This is a genomic window from Mycoplasma sp. CSL10137 (assembly GCF_017116845.1).
Lineage (GTDB): Bacteria > Bacillota_I > Bacilli_A > Mycoplasmatales > Metamycoplasmataceae > Mycoplasmopsis.
This window is the reverse complement of sequence record NZ_JAFIRE010000003.1, coordinates 110973-130980: the sequence shown is the minus strand read 5'-3', so window position 1 is coordinate 130980 and position 20008 is coordinate 110973. Positions and strand designations below refer to the sequence as shown.

The window sequence follows — 20008 nt, the reverse complement described above, 5'->3', positions numbered from 1 at the left end:
TTTAAACAAAGAATTGAAGATTTTTAAGAATTTTATGAAAAAGAACAGTTTTCAAAATATGTTAGATAAAATACTAAAAATTTATCATTAAAACAATTAACATTAGAATTAATTTAAAGTGATTTACTTAGTTTAGAAAAGAATAAAGTTGATTACAAAAACAATTTACTTAAATGAGATGTTGTTAAATCAAATTATGAAAACATTATTAAACTTTCAATTTATTTATCAAATGATAAAAAAGATAAGATTTTACATTTACAAATAAATAATCCAATTGATGATTTAGGATTTAACTCTTTTGTTGAAACTATAGAATCTATAAATTCGAAAATTTCAAATCATAAAGTAACATTATGAAAGATTGAAATTGAAATGATATCAACAGACAAGTTAAAGATATTTCAAATAAGAAGAATATCTCAAACTTTATGATATTAGTTCCTATTCTTTTAGCAATTGCTATACTAATCATTAAATTATTATATGTTGTGAGTGCAAAAAGAAAGAATAAAAATGAAGAAATTAAATATTATATTACCAATTTTAGGGATTGCAACTACTCCAATTTTAGCAATTTCATGTTCTCCAAGTTCAACAAACGCAACATCAAAAGAAAAGATTGAAAAAGAAGATACTGAAAAAACTACTTTATTAGCAAAAGTTGCGGATTTAGAATCAAAATCAAATGAACTTACAAATCAATTACAAGCACTTAGCGGAATTAATGGTGTTTTAAATACTAAAATTAAAGTTTTAGAATCCGAAGCTGCTACTAAAGATGAAACAATTAAAAACGCAGAACTTCACACTTTAAAAGAAGTTTTAACCAATAGATCTAATTTAGTTTCATCATACAAATCAAAAACAGCTAATTTTGATGCTGATTTTGATAATTTAAATGAACCTTTAGATTTAAATGTTTCAAATTATAAACATTTAAATACTTATATTGATGAATTAATTCAAGCAAATTCTTTTGTTGAAGAAGATACTATCGAAACTCTTAAAACAAAATTAGGAAGTTTAATGATGGGATTAACTCAGAAAGAAGCAGAATTTGAATTAATGGGTAAAAAAGTTGTTGAATTATTCGCAAATGAAATTGCTGAATTATTCAAAAAACAGGGTGGTGCTAAATCATATTCAGATATTTCATCAAAATATTTAGTCAGTTGAGTTGTTGAATTTACAAAAAATAGACCAGATTCAAATGATGTAGCTTACTTTACAAAAATGTATGACTTACTAAAACAATCATTAGAAAAATGAAACAAGTTTAAAACAGCTAAAGAAAAAAGAGATACTGATTATTCTAAATATGATATAGAATCTCAAAAATTTGAAGCCAAACTTAAAGAAACAACTTCTTCCGCTCAAAAACAATTCTTTACAAATCAAAAAGCATCAAACTTTATTAAATTGGCAAGAGCAAAATATTCAGAAGTTGAAGGTTCAATTCCTGAAAAACTCACAGCTTACGATTACGAAGGTGCTGCCGAAATATTTAAACAAGCAACTACTTATTTAGAAACAGAATATGCTAAATTAAATCAAAAATAGTAAAATAAATCATACTTATTAAAAAGTATATCCTAAAAGAAATACCAAGCGCGACACTTTCGTGCTTGGTATTTTTATTATGTCTTAATGATTTAAAAATCAATATTGTTACTTTTTTCAAAAAAATAAAAAATTTGCTTCTTTAGTTTTAAAGAAATCCACACTTCGATAAAAAGTTGTTTTAAAATTTTTGTTACATTTTTTATTGCTTAAACCTTAAACTAAACTTTCAAAAGTAAAGATTTTAAAAGAATTTTTTCATTTTAAAATTCCTTTGGCATATTGTCTGTTTTAGAAACATTTTCTTGTAAATAACCAAAATTTATAGAGTTAAGTCAAAACATTTTTTAAATTTTCTACGTATAAGTCTATTTTAATTTTCTATTGATCCATGTTAGAATGATGCATAAGTTTTGCAGTATATCTATAACAGTTTAGAGTCTTGAAATAGTGTTGTATTGCTTAAAAATAGTATAGCACTAAAGTACGTTAGACAACCCAAAAATAGAATTATTTGTGTTGTATTGCTTAAAAATAGTATAGCACTAAAGTTGTTGTTTTGTCTGTAGTTTATATAACTTGGTGTTGTATTGCTTAAAAATAGTATAGCACTAAAGTTTCAATAATTGAAGGACAGAACATAAATATAGTGTTGTATTGCTTAAAAATAGTATAGCACTAAAGTGAATGTTTTGTGATTATAAAAATTATGATTGTGTTGTATTGCTTAAAAATAGTATAGCACTAAAGTAATGGTATAAAAGTTAAAGTAGATGATTATGTGTTGTATTGCTTAAAAATAGTATAGCACTAAAGTTATACTCCTGTTCTGTTATTCATTTTAAATGTGTTGTATTGCTTAAAAATAGTATAGCACTAAAGTGAATGTTTTGTGATTATAAAAATTATGATTGTGTTGTATTGCTTAAAAATAGTATAGCACTAAAGTTAAATTATTCTTTTAGGAACTGCAAATCCAGTGTTGTATTGCTTAAAAATAGTATAGCACTAAAGTTCTTTAAAGCCTGTTCTATGATCAACGTTTGTGTTGTATTGCTTAAAAATAGTATAGCACTAAAGTATATGAACTAGGATCATTTATATCTTTAACGTGTTGTATTGCTTAAAAATAGTATAGCACTAAAGTTAGAATTAAATACTAGTTTTCATAAAACCAGTGTTGTATTGCTTAAAAATAGTATAGCACTAAAGTAGAGCATCTAATAAAAACAAAAACTTTAATAGTGTTGTATTGCTTAAAAATAGTATAGCACTAAAGTTATGACTTTTTGACATCAATTCTAAAAATTGAGTGTTGTATTGCTTAAAAATAGTATAGCACTAAAGTAAGTGTCTGTGAATAGTTCAAGGGTTTCTCTGTGTTGTATTGCTTAAAAATAGTATAGCACTAAAGTTGGGGTTGATAATGATATCTCAGAAGTTGAGTGTTGTATTGCTTAAAAATAGTATAGCACTAAAGTTGAGTGAAAGCCGTTTTTTCAATTTATTTTGTGTTGTATTGCTTAAAAATAGTATAGCACTAAAGTATACGAATAAAACAATAGACTCAAATGAGTGTGTTGTATTGCTTAAAAATAGTATAGCACTAAAGTATATACTCAAATATTTTTTAAACTTTCAACGTGTTGTATTGCTTAAAAATAGTATAGCACTAAAGTAGTCAAGAATCCGTTGTTTAAATTTGAAGTGTGTTGTATTGCTTAAAAATAGTATAGCACTAAAGTAATATCATTTAAATTTATTATAATTTTGTTTGTGTTGTATTGCTTAAAAATAGTATAGCACTAAAGTTGTATTAATAAAAAGGAGTCAATAATGGCAGTGTTGTATTGCTTAAAAATAGTATAGCACTAAAGTATTGGAGTATATAAAAACAAATATGAACGTGTGTTGTATTGCTTAAAAATAGTATAGCACTAAAGTTTGGAAAATTAACGTTTTTTATTTCTTTTCGTGTTGTATTGCTTAAAAATAGTATAGCACTAAAGTGTTTGACTTGTTTGAATTGGCCCATTTCTTGTGTTGTATTGCTTAAAAATAGTATAGCACTAAAGTTCCTTCAAGTTTTCCTAAAAATGAAAACAAGCGTTGTATTGCTTAAAAATAGTATAGCACTAAAGTATGTAGAATTATATAACAACCCATTTTGATTTGTGTTGTATTGCTTAAAAATAGTATAGCGCACTAAAGTTTCTGATACATTCTGTTTAAATATTCTTCAGTGTTGTATTGCTTAAAAATAGTATAGCACTAAAGTTTCTGATACATTCTGTTTAAATATTCTTCAGTGTTGTATTGCTTAAAAATAGTATAGCACTAAAGTTTATTCATTTTTATTATCATTCTTTTATTTGTGTTGTATTGCTTAAAAATAGTATAGCACTAAAGTTTGTTTATCTGTCGCATTCTTTTTATACTTGTGTTGTATTGCTTAAAAATAGTATAGCACTAAAGTATATAAAAACGACTTAGGGTCAGACTTTAGGTGTTGTATTGCTTAAAAATAGTATAGCACTAAAGTACATTTTCTGTTTTTTGTTCTTGTTCGTTGTGTGTTGTATTGCTTAAAAATAGTATAGCACTAAAGTGCACGCTTTAATATAGTTATAAACTCGTTAGTGTTGTATTGCTTAAAAATAGTATAGCACTAAAGTATAAAACCTGCTAATGAGTTAGAAATATCAGTGTTGTATTGCTTAAAAATAGTATAGCACTAAAGTTAAAATAGAATTAAAAAATGAAAATTTTATGTGTTGTATTGCTTAAAAATAGTATAGCACTAAAGTGTTTTCTAACTCAATACTTTTTTTAATTCTGTGTTGTATTGCTTAAAAATAGTATAGCACTAAAGTTTAGTTTCTAATTCATCAATATTTAAATTTGTGTTGTATTGCTTAAAAATAGTATAGCACTAAAGTTCTGTTTTTGTTTGGTTGAGTTCTGCAACTGTGTTGTATTGCTTAAAAATAGTATAGCACTAAAGTCCTGCAATTGGATAATTTGTATTAAAATTAGTGTTGTATTGCTTAAAAATAGTATAGCACTAAAGTCTGTTTTCATTTGATTTTAAGTTTGTTATAGTGTTGTATTGCTTAAAAATAGTATAGCACTAAAGTAGATACACAAATAATAAACGAAAATTCATTGTGTTGTATTGCTTAAAAATAGTATAGCACACGCACTAAAGTTATTGATTATAGCGGCAATTATTGATTATACGTGTTGTATTGCTTAAAAATAGTATAGCACTAAAGTTATTGATTATAGCGGCAATTATTGATTATACGTGTTGTATTGCTTAAAAATAGTATAGCACTAAAGTGTCAAATTTAATAAAAAATATAAAAATTGTCCTAATTAATGTTATTTAGCAACTCAATTATTAAAAGATTATCATTTTTTAGGATGCCAAAACTTTCGTCATAATTAAGTTGAAAATTATTAATTTTATTTTCAATTCAAGTATGTAAAGGTAAATACGAATCTATTAGCGTTAAATTTCTGTTGTTTTCTAATGAACATATTTCTAATTCTTCATAATCATCAACCAAATCAAATAAATCATTATTAATTATTAATATATTGAATTTATTTATATATTTTTCTAGTTTATTTATTTTAATAAAACTTAAATCCTTTAAAATAACAAAAGGTTTATTAGTTGAATCATAGTTGTCCATCCATTTTGAAAGAGTTTTTTCATCAACAAAAATACTATCATTTAATGAAATTAACGATTTTAAAATTTTAATTTTATCGAAATTCAAATCTAATAAGTTTTCTCCTAATAGAGTGTTAATTAGATCTAAAGAATTTAAAAATTTTGTTTTATCAATATTTGATTCAATATTTAAATTGTCTTCATTAGTTATCATTTTAGTCAAAATATTTTTTGATGTCAAATTGTATAAATCTATTAATTTTGTTAGATTTGATATTATAATCACGTCCTGTATTGAGTAACTTTTGGAATTTATTAAGAAAACATCTTCGTTATTTTCATATTCATATTTATAAAAATTTGAAATTAAACTATCACTATTTTTTGTTCCAATAACAAAAATCCCTTGATATTCTATTTCTCCGATTGTATTCAAATTTCTTATTTTTAACATTATAGTTCTATATACCTTTCTTTTTCGTTATAAATTTCGTTAGCCGACTTTTCACCAGACAAAATATCAATATTAGAATATTGGGCCTCTGTAATCAATAATATTCTAACATTCGATCTTTTCGGAATTATCTTCATTAGTTTTTGTTTTTCATATTCATATATAGTCTTAAAACCTATTGTTTTAACATATATTGAATATTGAATCATTATGTAACCCATTTTTAATAAATTGTTTCTAAACCTAGCATAATTGGTTGTATTATCTTCATCCATAGAAACATCATACATTAATATTATTTTCATATATCTATTTTGAAATTCAGTCAATTTCTAACTCCTTTATATTTTTGTGTTCTAATAAACCTTTGATTAATAAATTAATATAATCAACTACTTTAATTCTTTTTGAATTAACAACAATATGTTCTTGTAAACCTTCAAAAAATCTTTTTTTAAAGTCTTTAAAATTTATGTTGTTATCTTCTTTTTGTAACTTAATTATTTCATATGTTATTTTATCTACATAACATCTAATTGGTTCTACAATATCACAAGCAAGCGGAATGTTGTTATCGAATCTTTTGTGAAAAATACCAATTCTATTATCAAATCCTTTTGAAACTAATGCTCTGCTTACATACGCAATCATTACTGTATAGCCATAATTTAAACATATATTAATAAAGTCTTTTGCTATGTTTTTGTCCCTTTTAAAATCTTTACCAAAAAGTAAATTAAAATAAACTTTAGCAGCGTGACCTTCTCTGTTTGATAAATCATATAGTTTAATATCTTTTTGATATTCAGTTAGTTTTGTAACAACTTCAAACGAATTAGGAATAATTGATTTAATTAAATTCTTTGAATTTATTATCTTTAATTCCACAATATGCTTTCATGTTTTACCTTTGTATTCATAATTTCAATTAATTTGAGTATTAAATACCTTATTATCAAAATAACCGCTAAAAGGTATTATCTGCGCAATAGGCAAATGCCTATGATCACAAAATATAATATTAACACCTTGTTCGATAAGTTTGTTTATCAGTGGCATACTAATATTTATTCTTGTATTTTCAAATATAACTGTCTCAATATCGTTTGTAGGTATTGTGATTTTACCTTGACTATTTTTAACAATTAAATTGTTTAAAAATAGTGATACGTACTCACTTTGGGATACGTCAATTATTTTTTTCATTTTTCTACCTTTCTGTCAACTTATATTGACATTTGAATTATAAAAAAATAAACATAAAGTTCGTATAAGTTCTGTAAAGAAAATTTAACACAAAATAAACCCAGACAACAAAGATTATCATAGAAATATAATATTTGTTGTCTGGGTTTATTAATTATGTATATTTTAATTATCCTAAAACAGATTTATGAACTTTTTTAAATGTTTTTAAAAATACATTTATCGCTTTTCTTCCTTCGTTAGATTTTTTTTCTTTTGCTTTTGAACAATATTTATATGTAATTACATTTGTTTTTGTATCCCCTTCGGTTATATAAACAAATCTTTCATTCCCAACTCCTTCTAGATTTTCGTATATTGTTCCTCGATAAATTACATCTAAAACTTTATTATCCAAAGGAATATTTTTTAGTTCTTTTTCTTTTGTTAATTCTTTTTTTAAAAAAACTGATTCATCATAAAAATTAGGTTTCTTATCATTTTGAAATCTATATATCTTTGCGTTTACTGGTACAAAAACATAAGTATCATTATTATTTTTATAAACTAATAAAGCTACTCAATTAAACTTATCCTTAAAGCTCTTATTATTCTGATTTTTTATAAAACTTACATTATTAATATTTAACTTAAAAAACACTTTAAACTTTTTTATATAATCAAAACCTTTTTTATTTTTAATAATTAACCCGCTTTTGTTTTTGTTATTTCTAAAATTTCTAGCTTCTTTTTCTCAATTTTCTGGATCAATACATAATTCTTCTTTATATTCTCTAAATAAGTCTAAAGTATAATCTAAAAATGGATCTTTAGAACCCTTGTAATTATTTAAAATTTCTTTTATTCTATCTAATTGTTCTGGGTTAGTATGTTTCATAACAATATCATCTTCTTTTTTATGACCAATAAATTCAATAATTTCAAATATGGATTTTTTTATTATTTTCTTAAGTACTCCATTTTTATCAACTCTTGTGCCATATGTTGTTTGATTAAACAATTCTATATTATAATCTTTTTTAACCTTTCTCGAATAACGTATTTTTTGTATAATAGAATCTTTTGTTTTGGTTAATTTAGAATTTTCATCACCATCTTTTTCGCTCATTTTTTCTCTTACAATTAATGAAATATTGTTTAAATTAAATGTGAATTCGTTTATTGATCCTATACTTTCACCAGTTTCTCTATCATATACTTTACTTTTTTCAATATCATATTTTTCTGGTTTAATTAATAATTTTTGCATATTTGGGTTATAGTTATTTGCAGAAATAGCTAAAAGTGAAGCATCAATAGCATGGTGTGAATAGTGATCTCTGTCTTTTGGTGATAACCCGCCCATTTTTCTTAACATGCTTGTGTATTTACCTCTAAAAGTAAAAACACTAAATTGTTTGTCATGATTTTTTGCATATTCATTTAATTTTTCCAAGAAAACTTTACTTGAATGTCTTGTATCATTTAAGTTTCTATTAGCAAATTCTACTTTATCTTCATCTTTAATTTCTAAACGGAATAAGTTTTCTTTCTTACGATCATATTCTCTATTTTTAGTATCAAAGAAACTATTTTTGTTATCATTGTTTTTTTCTGTCCAGAAATCTTTGAAAAATTTAAAATCACTTGTATGAATACCTAAATATTCACTTGGTAATTTATTAGATTTAGCTTGGTTTGTACTTTTAAGTACAACTACTTTGTTTGTCATAGAATCATCATAACTAATACTATAAGGAATTATATGATCGATTTCTGTATAACCTGGATCAGACACAAGTCTTTTAACATCTATTTTTTCCTTAACATTATACGCATCACAACCTTCTTGTTGGAAATATAAAAGTAGTTTTTGTTTAGTTTTAAGATTAATTTCATCTTCTTTTAAAGAAATTCCGTAATTTTCTTTTAATATAGTAAGTATTTTTTCTATACGATTCTTATTCTTTTTGTTTTGCTTATCGATTTTATCTTTTTCATCTTTTGAATTGTTTTCCGTGGGCATTTCAAGCCCTATTTTAGTTACTTTATATTTGTTTTTATATTCTTTTAATATTTGATTAAATACTTTAATTGTTTCTGCTAAAGATGTTTTAACAGCAGGACTAATTGCAGCTTCTTGTAAAAACGAACTATCCATATATTTAGAATTTGAACCAGTTGCTAATAGCCCTTCTTTTTCTAACTCTTTATTATATCTTTCGATTTCTTTGTATAAATTAAATTCTTTTTCAAACTTAAAGTTAGATAAATTCTTAGATTTAATTAATAAATCATTATTTACTAAATAAATAGCTTTAAATGATAAAGAGTGTGTTTTAGACACCTTAAATTTAGAATTATTCGCAACATCTTCTATAAATTGGTTTACTTGTTGTTTATTTTCAAAATATTGATTTAAGAAATCTATATTTTGTTTTGCTTTAATGTTTTGAACTCTTTTTTCAACTTCCTTGTAGTTAGAAATAACAACAAAAATATTGTCTAAACCTTTTGCAAAATCAAATAATGTGTCTACATTTAATCCACTTAAATTAGCACCATTCTTAATAAATGTTTTTATAAATATAATTGTCGATTCTAAAGTTGAAAGTTTTTTATCTTTGTTTTTAAACTCATCTTCTTTAAGTTCTAAATTAAAATCAAGGTTTCAAGATTTTAAATATTTTAAAATTGTCTGATAAGTAACATTTTTAACTTTACCTTCATTCAAGTTGTCTTTAATTAAATTATTTATAATATCTCTTTTATCGTTTTTTGATAAAACTCACTCATTAGCTAAAGTGTGTCTAACATTATTTAAATCTGATAATAAATTATACAATTCAACACTCGGAGATTGTTGTGGCGCTCTATTTTCATTCACGAAGATACTACATTTTCCAATAGTTTTGTCCCAAATATTATTATATTTTTGATATAAAGTTTTTCCATCTTCTTTATAATCGTAAATACCATATTCGCTATAACTGTGTTCGCTACCAGGTCCCTTAGCATATTCACGTATCGAATCATAAATGTTTATAAATTCTAATACAAAATCATTAAATTGTTTATTTTCATATTTTTTAGATTGAACATCATTTAAAACGTGTTCAATTTCACTCTTTCATTTTAAGTGTGAAAATTTAACATCAACATATTGCTCTAAACCTTTAAAGTAACCGAATTTATTAAAGAATTTGAATTGTTCTCTTGTTGGAAATTCAAATTGATTTGTATATGATATCTTTTTACCTTCAGAACTTTCTTTATTTTCTTCTTCAATAACTTCATAAAAGAAACCTCTATTTTGTAAATAATCGTGTAATATTCATACTAATTCTTTACTTTCTACAACTTCATCTAAAGCTTTATTTTTAACAAAAATTATATTTGGATTTTTAGAAGACATTTCTTGATAAATATTATTAACTTGGTGTCTATTTTCAAGTTCTAACTCAAACATATCTTTGTATTTAAAAATTAATTTATCAAATTTATCATTCTTGTATCTTTTTCTCCTAATGCTTCTCCTAATGCTTCTATATCCTCTACGATCAGTGGCTAAACTAGGTTCATCAAACAATCTTGAACCTAATTCTAACACCTCATTATTTGAATTATCCACTATAGATCACCCTACAGAACCAATACCTAAATCAAAACCTAAAGTAACATCAATTATTTTATTTTCTTTATTCATAATTAAACCTTTCAAAATAAATCTATTTCATATATAAAATATTTTACAACATCTGAAAAAATGTGTTATAATAATTATGTACTAAATCTATTGTATTGCTTAAGAATAGTAAAGTGCTAAAACAAGGCGACTTTAATAGTCTGCCGAATTTGCCCCAAAAGGGGTTTTTTAATACTTTTTTATTAAAGAAAAACTCTAAACAAAATAGGTATTTAGAGTTTTTTTAATAATTATTCTTCTTTTTCTAATTTAAGATATGAATCTAGTTCCAAATATTTAGAATTTTCTTTAGATAATCTTGGTTCGATATTTTTAATGTTTTTGTATAATTTACTTTTTGCAGATCCTACAATTGCCTTAGAAAAACTGTCAATGTGCTTACTAATCGAAATTTCTAACGATCCTTTTAAATCATCTAAGTTTTTTTGGATATTTTCCACAAATTTATTTATATCATCAAAATCATCTTTTATTCTAGCCATAGCTTTAACGATAGCTTTAAAGTGTTTTTCGTTTCAAGCAACAATTAAATTACGTTGTTCTTCAATATCTAGTTGTGTATTATCAAAATTAGATCTTTCTTTAATAAAGTTAATTAATAATTGCAGTAAAGGTTTTAAACCTTCAAATCTAACTACAAAAATGTTCGGATATTCCTCGTAAACTTTAAATAAAAAGTTATGTTCCGGTTCAAGTTCTGTTACTAAAACACCAAAAGTTCCTTTGTAATTCTTCATGTCTTTTAACAATTTAGGTAAATGCTTTTTGTTTGTTGTACTTCCAGTTTCAGTTTGTTTTGATTTTGCTTCTATAATAATATTTCCAATATTTTCTTTATCTTTAAAAAGATTAATTTCAAAATCAGGTTTTGTTCTATCTATATTTTCGGTTGTTTTAGAAAACTTAATCTCGTTACCCATAAAACCAAAACTATCTTCTAAAAGATTGTAAATACTATTTTCAAAATTTTCACCAACTTGTTTAGTTGAAAATCCAACATTTTTATTTATGATATCTAAATGTTTTTTTTCAGATATTTCTAATGCGTTAATTTGTTGTTTATATTCATTTTCTTTTTGTTTTAAACTCTCGTTATCAAACTTAAGTTTTTCAATGGTTTTTTGATATTCAGATGCCATATTTAATTCTTTATTATGGAACTGTTCTGTTAATTTTGCTTTAATTTCATTTAATTGTGATTCGTATTTATGCGTTTCTTGTTCTTTAACAATTTTCAATTGTTCTTCTAGTTTATTTTTATTTGTTTCTAATGTCAATATTTTGTTTTGATATGTATTATTTATTTCTGTTGTTTTTTGAGAAATCAACACTTCTTGTTTACTTAAAAGTGTTTGAATTTCTTGTTTTTTAACAACTTCATTGTTTTTTAACTCTTGACTAAGTTTAATATTTTCTTCTTTTAACTTGTTTATTTCAAAGTTTAGTAAATCTTTTTCTTTTACTTTAATAATTTGAATTTCTTTAGCTAATTCTTCTTTAAATTTATCTTTTAAAGCGTTAATTTCGTTTTGTTTTTGTTGTTCAAGTTCTTTTTTTGTTTTTACCCTTACTTCTTCTTCTTTTTCTTTTATTTTTTCAAGTAACTCAACCTTTTTAAGGTTATCATATTGTACTTTTCATTCTTTTTCCCAATTATTCTTAGATGAATCAGTTATCTTTTTAATTAAATCTGATTTTGCACTTTCTATAATAGATTGTTGGTTATCTAATAAATCGCTTAATGTAAAATAATCTCCCTTTTTAGCATCTTCTTCAACTATGAATTCTAATTTTTCTATATCACTTATTTTAATTTTTATTTTTTTCATAAATACCTCCAAAATATTTTATATAAAATATTATATAAAATAGTAAAAACTGTTTATTTAAAAATATATAAAAGTTTTTATTAAAATATTAAAAAAACTAAACATTCTTTCTTTAAAAGAGTATTTAGTTTTTTGTTTTATTTATTTTTTACTTTCACTAAAGAGCTATATAAACCAACATATATACCAAAAACATAATCGATAATATTTTTAATTTGATTTTTTGAAATAATTTTAAAAAACCTATTTCTTTAAATAAAAGCATATATTTATCTATTTCGATATTATTTTTTTTAAAAATAATTTTATCGAATTTATTCTCCTTTTTGTTATATAGATTTAATTCATTCTTTGTAATACCTAGTAATATAGGTAAAACTTCAACAATTTCGTTATATTTTTCAACCAAATTTTTAAATTCTTCTTCTACTTCTTCGATACTTCTATTTCCGGGTTTAATTAAAGAATTTAAAATGTTTAATTCAATTCACTTTTCTTTAATTTTATTTTTAATTAAATTAAAATTAATAGTTATTAAAAAATCTTTATTTTTATCTTCAATAAAAAGATCAAACAAATTTTTAAAATCATCCATCTTTTAATCTTCCTTAATAACTTTTATTAAAGTATCATTTATTCAAATAGTATCACCTACATGTATTTTAGTTGAACGTCCCACGGGTTTTATACCATTTATCTTAATATCATTATTTTGTAAAAAATATTTAGATTCACCACCAGTTGATATTTCTCTAATTTTCTTTAAAAATTGACCTAATTTAATTGATTCATCTCTTATTTTTACTATCATTAAAACTTCCTAATTGGTGTTATTAATTGAATATTATCTTTTTCGTTTTCAGAAATTAAATATATTTTATCATCATTTTCTGTTATATATAACTTTATAATTCCGCTTGATAAAACAGAAACCGCATCTTTTAAAAATTGATAATCAACATCAATTTCAAAGTCTTTTCCAACTAAATTGTGCTTGTTAGTAGAAACTTCACTAATTCCTATTTCGGGTATTTCAAAAGTAATATTTATAGAATTTTTAGAAATGCTAAATTGTAATTTTTTAGCTTTTTCTGTATTGTGAAATACAACTTTATTTATTAATTTCAATAATTCATCCTTATCTATTTCAATAGTTTTATTATATTTTATTTCTAATAAATTATTTAGATCAATAAAATTGATTTTTGATATTGATGTTTGTATAATTGAACCTTCATAAGAAATTCCAAATTTATCAATATTGTAGAAAACATTTATTTTTTCCGGAACACCTTTTGTTATTAATTTTTTTAAATTTTTAGCATCGATATTGATATTAATATCATTTATTTTGTTAATTTTTATTTTTTCAGTAGATAATCTATATGAATCAGTAGATAAGAATCTTAAGTAACCATCACTTTTACTGCTTATATTTATACACCTAAAAACAGCAACATTTAATCTTTCGTTATTTGTTGAATGAGCGGTTGATATGTAAACATCATTAATAACTTTGTTTAATAATTCAGAACTTATTTCAAATGAATTCTCTGTATCTTCAAAATTAATTTTAGGATACTTATTATAATCTAATTGAGTAATTGTATATTTTGTTTTATTCTCAAATATATTTACAACATTATCTTCAACAGAAAAAGTAACTTCTTTATCAAATTTTTTAATTATATTTTTTAATATTATTGAATTTAATAGTGTTTTACCTGTTCTTTTTATTTTTAAATCTTTTTCATCAACTTCAATTATTCTTTTTCCTGAAATAGAAGAACTAGTACTTATTAATGTTAATTTTTCGTTATCTAATTCTAAATATATTCCTCTTTGTGGTAAATAAGAGTCACTTTGATCTATAAACGAATATAAAAATTCTATTGCTTCGTCTATTATTTTTTTACTAATTGTGAAATTCATGTTTTCTCCTTAATATTTTTTTAAAATAATTATATTTTGTTAATATGTTAATAAATAACTGAAAAGTTGAAAAAATGCTCTTTTTTAACAATTATTTTAACTTTTACAAGTTATCCACAACTTATTTAATTGTTAATAACTAGTTATTTTTTCCCATATATGTCCTTTTTTAATTCGTTCATAGTTTTATTTATAGATAGAGCTTGTGCCTCATCATTTAGTTTATTTAAGGCACTCAAAATAGTTGTATGATCTCTGTTGAATATTTTACCGATCTCCGTAGAAGATTTGTTTAAAATATTTTTTATCATTATTATTGATAAATGCCTTGCGATAACTATTTCTTTTTTTCTAGATTTTCCTAATATTTCTTTTGAACTTACTCTATAATATTTTGCAACGTGCTTAATTATATTTTCGTGAGAAATGTTATCGTTATTTTTTATAACATTCTCAAAAATGTTTTTAATAATACCTTCTACATATTCGTTTTCTTTAAAAGAACTTTTAAATAAATTTATTCTATTGGCAGCACCTATTAAAGATCTTATAGAACCAATATGATTTCTAACTATATAATTTATTGAATTATTATCTAAAATGGATGTATCAAAATTTCTTTGTTCTAATAAGAAAAGTAACATTTTATTCATATCTTCTTCAGTGGGCGTGTTTATTTTAGTAACTAATCCGGATTGTAATCTTGTATATATTTTATTTTCAAATTGATTTTCTAATTCGAATAGCTCATTTTCAGATGATATTATTGTTATTTTATTGTTTTGAATTCTGTTATCAAGTATTTGATATATAAAGTTTTTTGTTTGTTTTTTTTGCCCTTCTGCAAACACTTGAAAATCGTCGAAAATAACTATATCCAAGTTAGAAAAGAAATTTAAAAGACTTGAAATCTTCTTGGAATTATTTTCTGTATACATTTCAGAAATTTTTCTTGTAAATAACTCAGGGCTTATATATACACCGTTTTTATTATTGTTCTTGAATTCGTTTCCTAGAGCGTGTAGTAAATGGCTCTTTCCTAAACCTGATGACCCTGAAATATATAGTATATAAAACCCATTATTGTCATTTATTATAGACTTACATATATCTATGGCTTCTTTATTGAAATCTAGTTTTAAATAATTATCAAAGGTATAGTTTGTTTGAAAGTTATTTAATAATTGATTTTTTTCTGCTTTCGTAGCAATATTAGCTTTTATACTATCTTCTATTTTTTGTTTTATAAGTTTTTTAGTTTCTTCTGATTTACTAATGTGGGTTAATTCGTATTTTGCTTGATTACCAAAAATTTTAATAATACATTTTTGGTATAAATCATCAAAGTTTTTTTGATGACCTTTTAAAATATTTTCATTGACGTTTGGTATATATATTTTTACCATGTTTTGATCATAACTAGTTATACTTAAATTTTTTATAAAAGTTTTTCAAATCATATTATCATTTATTTGTTCTTTCATAAAATTTTTGACTTGTTCAGTATAGTTTGATAAAACGTTTTCTTCGTTTTCTTTTGAATATTTATTTATTAAATTCATATACTAATTTTATAACTTTTTTTACTTTCTAAAAACTTAATAATTTATGTAAAAATTAATTAACATAGTTTTCATAAAGTTATCAACAACTTTTTTGCCTATAATATAGTGTTTTTATAGATTTATCCACACATTTAAAAATATGTTGATAAATATGTTATTATCCTTGTTATAAATATGTGTATAAATATGTGGAAAACCAATATTTATTTTGTTAAGTAAATTTACAAAAAAATGTATAATTTAATAATATGATATTCGAAAAAGAAGATGAAACAAAAAACAAAAACGACGAAACTTTAATTGGAAAATTTACCGACAAACTAAAAGGACCAGATAACGGCTCTTGAGGTTTTTTTAAATTTAAAAAAGATAATTCAAGAGAACATGTCATGATTTATTGTTCAGGATTAGAAATGCCTGAACTAAACAAAAAATATGAGGTGACAATTGTAAAAGCACAAAGAAATTTTAAATTGATTAAATATATTCCTGTTAAAGTTGAAATAGATATTAATTCTGAAATTAATACTCACCTTAACAAAATACCATCAGTTGGTAAAGCGACAAGTAAAAAAATATTAGACGCTTTCGGTAAAGATGTTATAAAAGTTTTTTTCGATGAAAGCAAAGCTATCGAAATTTTAAAAGTAATTCCAAAGAATACTTACGAAAAGATATTGAGTTATTTTAAGAAGAACGAGAAGCAAATGCTAAAAATCAATGATTTGATTAATCAAAACACAAAAGAATACCAAGAGAACATCCAATTCTTTTTCGGTAATGATTTACAAAAAATATTTACATTATTAACAAAAATTCACGAGAATGATTCGAACCCAAATTTTATTGAGTTATATAAATCCAAGAATCCATACGATTTATGAGAACAATATGATATACCTATCAATGATGTAGATACATTCGCTTTACTTTTAGGTTATCAAACCCTTTCAAAACAGAGAATTTATGCTTACATCGATTACGCAATGTTTAATTTGGAAGAAAATAATTCAACTTTTATTAATATTAATGATTTGATTATTTCTGTAATTAAATTTGCTAATTTATCAAGCGATATAGAAATTAAAGAAATAATCAATAGTTTTATAATAAACAAGATTAAAGATGGTAAACTTTTTATTAAAGAAAATTGTGTTTCAAGAATAGAAATGAGAGAGAAAGAAAAATTTATTGTTGACAAAATAAATTTTATTAATCAAAATAGTGTTTTAATTCTCCAAAAAGAACCACAAAAAGAATTAAAGTATTTATCTGATGATCAAAAAATAGCATATCAAATGGTTTCTGATTGTGGTGTAAGTATAATTTCCGGTATGCCTGGCACAGGAAAAAGTTTAATAATAAAACACATTTATAGCACCTTAAAATTAAATGATTTTAAAGAAGAAAACGATTTTTATATTTTAGCACCTACGGGTAGAGCAGCCTCAAATATTTCAAGTAAACACGGAATTTCAACCAGAACAATACATAGTTTTTTAAAGATAAAAAATGATAAAGAGGAAGTTCCTTCTGATATAGATTTTGATAATATTAAAATTTTAGTTATAGATGAATTTAGCATGGTGAATATTAATATTTTCTATAAAATTTTAAGAGCTTGTTCCAATTTACAAAAATTAATATTAATAGGTGATTCTAATCAATTGCCTGCAATCGGACCGGGTGTGATTTTAAATGATTTAATTGAAAGCAAGAAAATACCATGTGTTTTCTTAAACAAAATTTATCGAAGTGATTCCGAAGAGATAAAAAATTATATAAATTTTATAAATGCTTTAGGAGATTTGAAAAACCCTTATTTTATCGATTTTTTTAAATTTTTCATAAACAAGAAACTTATAGAGTTTATTTCTGACAGAGAAATTATTGAATATTATAAACAAAAATTATTACTAAATCCGGAAAATACGTATAAAGAATTTGTTTATAATTTTTCTGATTCGTGGATTGAATATATAGCGAAAGGTTTTACAGGAAATCAAGTTAACGTTTGAAATAGTAAAAAACCTTTTGATGATTTATCATCATTATTTATTGAAAAAGTTAACAAGTATGGAATTTTTAATACAGTTATATTGTGTCCTATTTATAGAGGTAGTTTTGGTATTAATTCTATTAACAAAGCTATTCAAAATAAATATAATCCAAACGGAGAGGTTGTTCATGTTTCTAAAATTAATGGAGAAACTATTGAATATAAAGTCGGAGATAAAGTGATACAACTAGTTAACAAAAACGAAATAGGCATTTCTAACGGTGATTTAGGTGTTATTAGTTATATTGATGAAACTAAAGCAGAAAAAGAAATTTTTGTTAAATTTAAAATCGGTGAAAAAGAAATAGATGTTAAATATACTAAAGAAGATTTTTCGGCAGAAATTAATTTAGCATATGCTATAACCGTACATAAATTTCAAGGAAGTGAAAATGAATCTGTTATTTTTGTGGTTTATAAAGAACATTCAGGAATGCTCAACAGAAAGCTTGTTTATACCGCTGTTTCTAGAGCAAAAAAAGATTTAACTATTTTTGCGCTTAATGATAATATTTATTCATCAATTTTTGTTAACAGGTTTTCAAAAAAAGAACATAAAATAACAAATATGCAAGAATTTTTAGATTTGGAGGAATAATGAAATTAATAGTTGGTTTAGGAAATCCAGGAGAAGAGTATAAATATACTAGACATAATGTTGGATTTTTAATTATTGATAGAATTTGTGAAAAATTAAATGTTAAATTAAACAAAGAAAAATTTAACGGAGTTTTTGTTAAAGTTGATGACATAGTTATTGCAAAGCCTATGACATATATGAATTTATCAGGTACTTTCGTTCAACAATTAAAGAATTTTTTCAAAATAGATAGTACTGATATTATGATTATTCATGATGATAAAGATTATGATTTATCAAAAGCAACAATAAAAATAGGTGGTAGTGGAGGCAGTCATAATGGTGTTAAAAGCATTATAGATAATTTGGGTACCTCAGATTTTAAAAGAATGAAAATTGGTATTAATGCTCCTCATCAAGGTCAACTTAAAGATTTTGTTTTAGGTAAATTTTCTTCAAGCGAAATGGAAAAAATTTTACCTATTATTGATTTAGCGGCTGAAACAGCAATTTCTTTTGGTTTTAATGATATTTATACAATAATGAACAAATTCAATGTTAACAAAAAATAAAAAATATTTAATTGCTGTTTCTGGCGGCCCGGATAGTATGTTTCTTTTGAATAAATTTAAAAACAAAAACGTTGTTGTAGCACACGTTAATTATAATCAAAGAAAAGATAGTTATGAGGACCAAAAAATAGTTAAAAATTTTTGTTTCGATAACAATATAGATTTACAAATTCTTGAATTAAAAAAGGAAGATTATATTTCAGGAAATTTTCAAGAATGAGCAAGAAATGAAAGGTACTCATTTTTTAAAGAAATTTATGATAAGAAAAAATGTGATGTATTATTAGTTGCGCATAATATAGATGACTTTTTAGAAACTTCTATATTACAAATTAATAGTGGTAGAAAACCACTATATTACGGAATAAAAAGAACAAATAATATTTATGGAATGAATATTATTAGACCGTTATTGTTTAAGTATTTTAAAAGTACAATAGAAAATAAATGTCTATCTAAAAAAATTCCTTTTCATATTGATTGTACAAATTTAACAAATAAATACTCACGTAATAAAATAAGAAATGTATTAAAAAAGAAATATAAAATTTACAAATTATTTTTATTAGCCAAAATAATTTTTAAAAATTCATTTTTAAAGTTTAAAAAATACAAAATATACAAAGAATATTATGAATGAGAAAAGAAAGATTTTTCAATTGATTTTTTTAGGTCATTAAAATATAAACATGAAGTTCTTTTTAAATTCTTAAACGAAAATAATCATGAAATAAATTTATCGAATCAGAAGATAAATAGTATTATAAAATTTATTTTATCTAAAACAAATAATAAAATTTATAAGTTAAATAATAATTTTTATTTGAGTAAAAAAAATTGAAAATTATTTATAAAAAACTCTATAATTTAAATAACATATA

12 protein-coding genes, 1 pseudogene and 1 CRISPR repeat array are annotated in these 20008 nt (G+C 23.2%); of the genes and pseudogenes, 4 read left to right on the top strand and 9 right to left on the bottom strand.

Annotation, left to right across the window (positions count from 1 at the left end):
• The first annotated feature begins 516 nt into the window (after positions 1-516).
• Positions 517-1563 (top strand): hypothetical protein, encoded by a 1047-nt coding sequence (locus tag JXZ92_RS02375; RefSeq protein ID WP_205852182.1) that lies wholly within the window; start codon positions 517-519, stop codon positions 1561-1563.
• Positions 1564-2013: 450 nt separating this feature from the next.
• A CRISPR array of direct repeats spans positions 2014-4906; the repeat unit is 36 nt; unit sequence GTGTTGTATTGCTTAAAAATAGTATAGCACTAAAGT.
• Between the two features lie 31 nt (positions 4907-4937).
• On the opposite strand, the gene JXZ92_RS02370 is transcribed toward JXZ92_RS02375, so the two are convergent.
• The 9 genes and pseudogenes from JXZ92_RS02370 to JXZ92_RS02330 all read right to left on the bottom strand — a co-directional run bounded on the left by JXZ92_RS02370 (position 4938) and on the right by JXZ92_RS02330 (position 15913).
• On the bottom strand, positions 4938-5699 hold the full coding sequence (locus tag JXZ92_RS02370; protein ID WP_205852181.1) for a hypothetical protein: 762 nt from the start codon (positions 5697-5699) through the stop codon (positions 4938-4940).
• Positions 5699-6004, bottom strand: coding sequence for a CRISPR-associated endonuclease Cas2 (gene cas2 / locus JXZ92_RS02365; RefSeq protein ID WP_241006949.1), 306 nt, complete (start codon positions 6002-6004; stop codon positions 5699-5701). Before cas2 ends, JXZ92_RS02370 begins: the two co-directional genes overlap by 1 nt.
• Before the next feature lie 4 nt (positions 6005-6008).
• Positions 6009-6905 carry a type II CRISPR-associated endonuclease Cas1 gene (cas1, locus tag JXZ92_RS02360; RefSeq protein ID WP_205852180.1) on the bottom strand — a complete coding sequence of 299 codons (897 nt, stop codon included), beginning with the start codon at positions 6903-6905 and terminating at the stop codon, positions 6009-6011.
• Positions 6906-7074: 169 nt separating this feature from the next.
• Entirely contained in the window at positions 7075-10590 is a 3516-nt protein-coding gene (gene cas9 / locus JXZ92_RS02355; protein ID WP_205852179.1) for a type II CRISPR RNA-guided endonuclease Cas9, read from the bottom strand.
• 230 nt (positions 10591-10820) lie between these two features.
• Positions 10821-12419 carry a DUF2130 domain-containing protein gene (locus JXZ92_RS04235; RefSeq protein WP_205852178.1) on the bottom strand — a complete coding sequence of 533 codons (1599 nt, stop codon included), beginning with the start codon at positions 12417-12419 and terminating at the stop codon, positions 10821-10823.
• A 137-nt stretch (positions 12420-12556) separates the two neighbouring features.
• Positions 12557-13014 (bottom strand): annotated as a pseudogene (locus JXZ92_RS02345) (DpnII family type II restriction endonuclease).
• A gap of 3 nt (positions 13015-13017) precedes the next feature.
• On the bottom strand, positions 13018-13230 hold the full coding sequence (locus JXZ92_RS02340; protein ID WP_205852176.1) for an RNA-binding S4 domain-containing protein: 213 nt from the start codon (positions 13228-13230) through the stop codon (positions 13018-13020).
• On the bottom strand, positions 13230-14351 hold the full coding sequence (locus tag JXZ92_RS02335) for a DNA polymerase III subunit beta (RefSeq protein ID WP_205852175.1): 1122 nt from the start codon (positions 14349-14351) through the stop codon (positions 13230-13232). Before JXZ92_RS02335 ends, JXZ92_RS02340 begins: the two co-directional genes overlap by 1 nt.
• Positions 14352-14494: 143 nt before the next feature.
• Complete coding sequence (locus JXZ92_RS02330; protein WP_205852174.1) at positions 14495-15913, bottom strand: DnaA ATPase domain-containing protein; 1419 nt, start codon at positions 15911-15913, stop codon at positions 14495-14497.
• 251 nt (positions 15914-16164) lie between these two features.
• Between JXZ92_RS02330 and JXZ92_RS04230 the strand changes: the two genes are divergently transcribed.
• From JXZ92_RS04230 to tilS, 3 genes are read left to right on the top strand one after another with little or no spacing between them, the layout of a single operon-like run.
• The gene (locus JXZ92_RS04230) at positions 16165-18573 is read left to right on the top strand and encodes an ATP-dependent RecD-like DNA helicase (protein WP_205852173.1); all 2409 of its coding nucleotides are present in this window, start codon (positions 16165-16167) and stop codon (positions 18571-18573) included.
• On the top strand, positions 18573-19127 hold the full coding sequence (gene pth, locus JXZ92_RS02320; RefSeq protein ID WP_205852172.1) for an aminoacyl-tRNA hydrolase: 555 nt from the start codon (positions 18573-18575) through the stop codon (positions 19125-19127). Before JXZ92_RS04230 ends, pth begins: the two co-directional genes overlap by 1 nt.
• On the top strand, positions 19111-19998 hold the full coding sequence (gene tilS / locus JXZ92_RS02315) for a tRNA lysidine(34) synthetase TilS (protein ID WP_205852171.1): 888 nt from the start codon (positions 19111-19113) through the stop codon (positions 19996-19998). The genes pth and tilS overlap by 17 nt, the downstream gene beginning before the upstream one ends.
• Positions 19999-20008 lie beyond the last annotated feature (10 nt).